Here is a 4,179-nt window from a genome sequence, read left to right as displayed (position 1 = left end):
GATAGCGTAGCCCGTAGCACGCCGACCTTGCCCACACAAGCGCAGCGAAGTGTGGGCAAGGGCACGCCCAAAAAAATGTTACAAATATCATTTAACAATTTGATAACTTGCTTGCAGGGCAAAATTCTTGGATATTTGCAAAATATGAAGGGAACTATATTTTGCATATCCCTATTTTTGTTTCTAAATTTGTCAGCACAGTCCAGTTTTGTAAGAACAACCGTAGATATAGGCAATATAGGTCTTTCTATCACTAACGTAGGTACAATCGGAAAACCTGACGTACGTTCTAACCCCAATGGTCCACCCTCTATGCAATACCCTAATGGCTCAAAAACAGAGCATCTTTTTGAAGGTGGATTATGGATAGGCGCTAAGGTTTCAGGGAGTACTCGCGTAAGTACAGCCGCAGTAGATGACCCCTCAGGCTATTCACTTGGAAAAAGAGGCTACGAATTTACCGCACCCGTAGGTAGCACTATCATAGAACGCTCATCTTTGACTAACTCCTCTTTTTACAGTGCTAGTGCCATTAGCCACCAAGACAAAATTTGTACTTACACGGATAAAAATGTCATCGTACCTGGCACAACCGTGCCCATTGATCAACATCAGTTCCCTTTGGGCGCAGACGTAGAACAGCGCTGTTACGCATACAACTTTTCTTATGCAGATTATTTTGTGATTGTAGACTATCATATCACTAATGGCTCAACAGAAGTATGGGATAGCGTTTATCTAGGCTTTTGGTCAGATTTAGTAGTAAGAAATATCCGAGCTACTACGGAAACAGGTACTGCTTTTTTTAATAAGGGAGGAGGAGGCTTTCTACCTGAACACAATCTTGTATATGCTTTTCATGCTAACCCTAGCTCTTCAGACTATTTGCAAGCACAAACTTATGGTGCTATCAAGTACTTAGGTACCATATTCCGCAACCAACTATACACCCCTACGCTGAATAACTGTAAAGTACATTGCAACTTTTGGACATTTAACGGTACAGGAAGCGGCACAGGACCTAATGACGACATTCAACGGTATGCACGCATGCGCACAGGACACGATTTTGTATCTAATCCTGATGCGTTCAAGTCCCCAGGAAATAATGTACAATTGATTAGCGTAGGTCCATTGGTGCAAGTTTTACCTGGCGAAAAGATTAACTTTACAATAGCTCTTTTATGTGCCAAAAAACTTCAAAGTGGTATAAATTCCGATACCCCTTTTGCCCGTACAGAGTTAGTAGCTAACGCTATTCAAGTACAACAAGCATATAACGGCGAAGATACCAATGGCAACGGTGTACTTGACCCTGGCGAAGATATAGACAAAGATGGAATGATTGACCGATTTATCTTACCTGAACCTCCTGCTATTCCTAAAACTAAAATTGTTTTAGAAAGCAATAAAGCAACAATATATTGGGACAAAGCTGCTCTACGCAGTGTAGATCCAATTTCCAAAACTCGTGACTTTGAAGGTTTTAGACTATACGGCACCAACCCAGGGGATGACAAAAAAGGCGACCTCATTTCTCATCTTAAATTATTTGCTCAATGGGACTCCACAGGTAATGCTGTGGGCTTTAATAATGGCTTCAAAAGTATAGAACTTCCTAATCCTATCACTTTTGAGGGAGATACTACTCAATATTGGTTCAAATATGAAATAGGCGGATTGCTCAATGGTTGGCAATACATGTTTGTAGTTACAGCCTTTGACAAAGGTATAGATAGCTTAAATATCAAGTCTTTGGAGTCTAGTATCACAGCTAACGCCATTAGTGTATTCCCTGGCACAACTCCTGAAAAGCCTGTTTCTGATGAAATTGGCGTATATCCTAATCCATTTCGGATCAACGCGGCTTGGGATGGAGAAGGCGATAGAGGTAAAAAAATTTATTTCTATAACTTGCCCCGAAGGGCAGAAATTAGAATTTATACTCTTGCAGGTGATATTGTAACTACACTTTACCACGATGCTGATACCTACAATGGCAGTGATATTCAATGGTTTAAGGATTATGCTACTAATAAAAAGGTTCAGTTTTCAGGTGGAGAGCATGCTTGGGATGTTCTTTCCCAAAATAAACAAAACATAAGCACAGGCTTATATCTTTATTCGGTTAAAAATTTGGACAATGGTGAAATAAAAGTAGGTAAATTTGCCATCATTAAGTGAAGGCAGCTACACTAAATAAAAAAAAGTTATATCATCATTTTTTACAATCTTTTGAATAGCCCATAATTGCTTGTAAATTTGTGCGCTTGTTGGTTATTTAGCATGAAATCTATTGGTTGGGCTGCGGGCATTCTTATTCTTGCGTATTATTTTTCATTTGCCCAAAGCGAGGAACTGCAACAAATTAAATCTTCTTTGGGCGAGATACATGGCAACTTTCAAGTAGATGCACAATATTACCGAATAGACTCTGCCATTGGGGCGCCTAATGTACCTGAAAAGATACGCGCACAAGGTTTTGGAAACATTAACTACACACGGGGGCATTTTGCCGCAGGTTTTAGATACGAAACTTATCAGAAGGCTTTACAAGGTTTTGACCCAAGGTATAATGGAAACGGTATTCCTTACCGCTATGTCAATTATCTCAATGATAATTTAGAAATTACCATTGGCAACTATTATGAACAGTTTGGCAGTGGAATGATTTTCAGGGCATACGAAGAGCGAGGATTAGGTTATGATAATGTAATGGACGGCATGCGCGTTCGTTTATTACCATACAAGGGAGTTACGCTCAAAGGAGTATTTGGCACACAGCGATTTTTCTTTACTCAAGGTCCAGGGATTGTAAGAGGTATAGATGGCGAAGTAGTCATCAATGAAATGAGTGAGAAACTAGCCGAAATACCTTTGAAAATCACTTTTGGCGGAAGTTGGGTAAGTAAATTCCAAAAAGATGAAGACCCTGTGTACAAACTTCCTGAAAATGTAGCCGCAGGTGCAGGTAGACTACGGCTTTTGTACAAAAAACTTTCTTTTGACGCAGAGTACGTGTATAAAGTCAATGACCCACAGGCAGTTAACGGATATATTTATAAACCCGGCGAAGCTCTATTAGTATCTGTGGGCTATGCCCAAAAAGGGCTAGGTATCACAGTCAGTGCCAAGCGTATTGACGATATGAGCTTCCGTTCGGATAGAACAGCCACAGGAAATAACTTGCTTATCAATTACTTACCTGCTTTGACAAGACAGCACACCTATATGCTTCCTGCTACTATTTATCCTTATGCTACTCAACCTAACGGCGAAATGGCTTTTCAAGCTGAATGTGTGTATAAAATCAAGAAAGGTTCTAAAATCGGAGGTCCTTTTGGTACGGAGATACTAATCAACTATTCAGCAGTCAATGGCTTGGATACAATTGCACTACCTGATGGCGATGGCTATCGGTCAGAGTTTTTTAAGGTAGGTAAAACTGTCTATTTTCGGGACTTTAACATTGAGATTACTCGTAAGTTCAGTAGGAAAATCAAAAGTACAGTTTCTTACCTTTATTTTGTGTACAATAAAGACATTGTGCAAGGTCTATCAGGTTTTGGGATTATTTACGCAAACATGGGCATAGTAGATATTAGCTATAAGCTCAATGATGCGAATACTATTCGGTTTGAAAGCCAATTTTTAGAAACGAAGCAAGATGAAGGAAGTTGGGCTACGGCTTTGGTGGAATACACGCGTTCGCCAAATTGGTTTTTTGCGGTTTTGGACCAATACAATTATGGAAACAAAGATCCCAAAAAGCGATTACACTATCCAAATGTGATGGTAGGCTACATCAAAGGTGGAAATAGAATTACGTTAAGTTATGGAAGACAACGCGCAGGTATCTTTTGCGTAGGGGGTGTATGCAGAAATATGCCTGCAGCAAATGGGCTTAGTTTGTCTATTACGAGCACTTTTTAAGAAAGTACATCAAGTGCCCTGTATGCTTAATTTTTTGAACACACATGAGCATCTGAATAAAAAGAATATCAAGGTAAAGTTTACCAAAAAGATGGAAGAGTTGTCAGTTACGAAAGAGAGTTCTATAAACTTATGTCGGAGTTTCATTTTATTGAGTAAAGTGGTATAATTTTATTTTTTGGGCGTGCCCCTTGCTGACGCAAGGGTCGGGGCATTCCGCACTGCGCTTCGCTTCGGTACTTCGCT

2 protein-coding genes are annotated in these 4,179 nt (G+C 39.9%); both read left to right on the top strand.

Annotated features, from left to right (window positions below; all coding sequences use genetic code 11):
* Positions 1-2,184: hypothetical protein (locus NZ519_07965; GenBank protein MCS7028685.1), on the top strand; the 2,184-nt coding region annotated here is incomplete at its 5' end.
* 102 nt (positions 2,185-2,286) lie between these two features.
* Positions 2,287-3,933: a DUF6029 family protein gene (locus tag NZ519_07960; GenBank protein ID MCS7028684.1), complete on the top strand. Its 1,647-nt coding sequence runs from the start codon at positions 2,287-2,289 to the stop codon at positions 3,931-3,933.
* Positions 3,934-4,179 lie beyond the last annotated feature (246 nt).

The organism is Bacteroidia bacterium (assembly GCA_025056095.1).
Classification (GTDB): domain Bacteria; phylum Bacteroidota; class Bacteroidia; order JANWVE01; family JANWVE01; genus JANWVE01.
Note: the sequence above shows the minus strand (reverse complement) of the source record. Positions and strands in the feature narration are given on the sequence as shown.

Bases quoted from the DNA above. Each gene is read 5' to 3' on its own strand.
- NZ519_07960 (MCS7028684.1), top strand. From the start codon at position 2,287: ATGAAATCTATTGGTTGGGCTGCGGGCATTCTTATTCTTGCGTATTAT.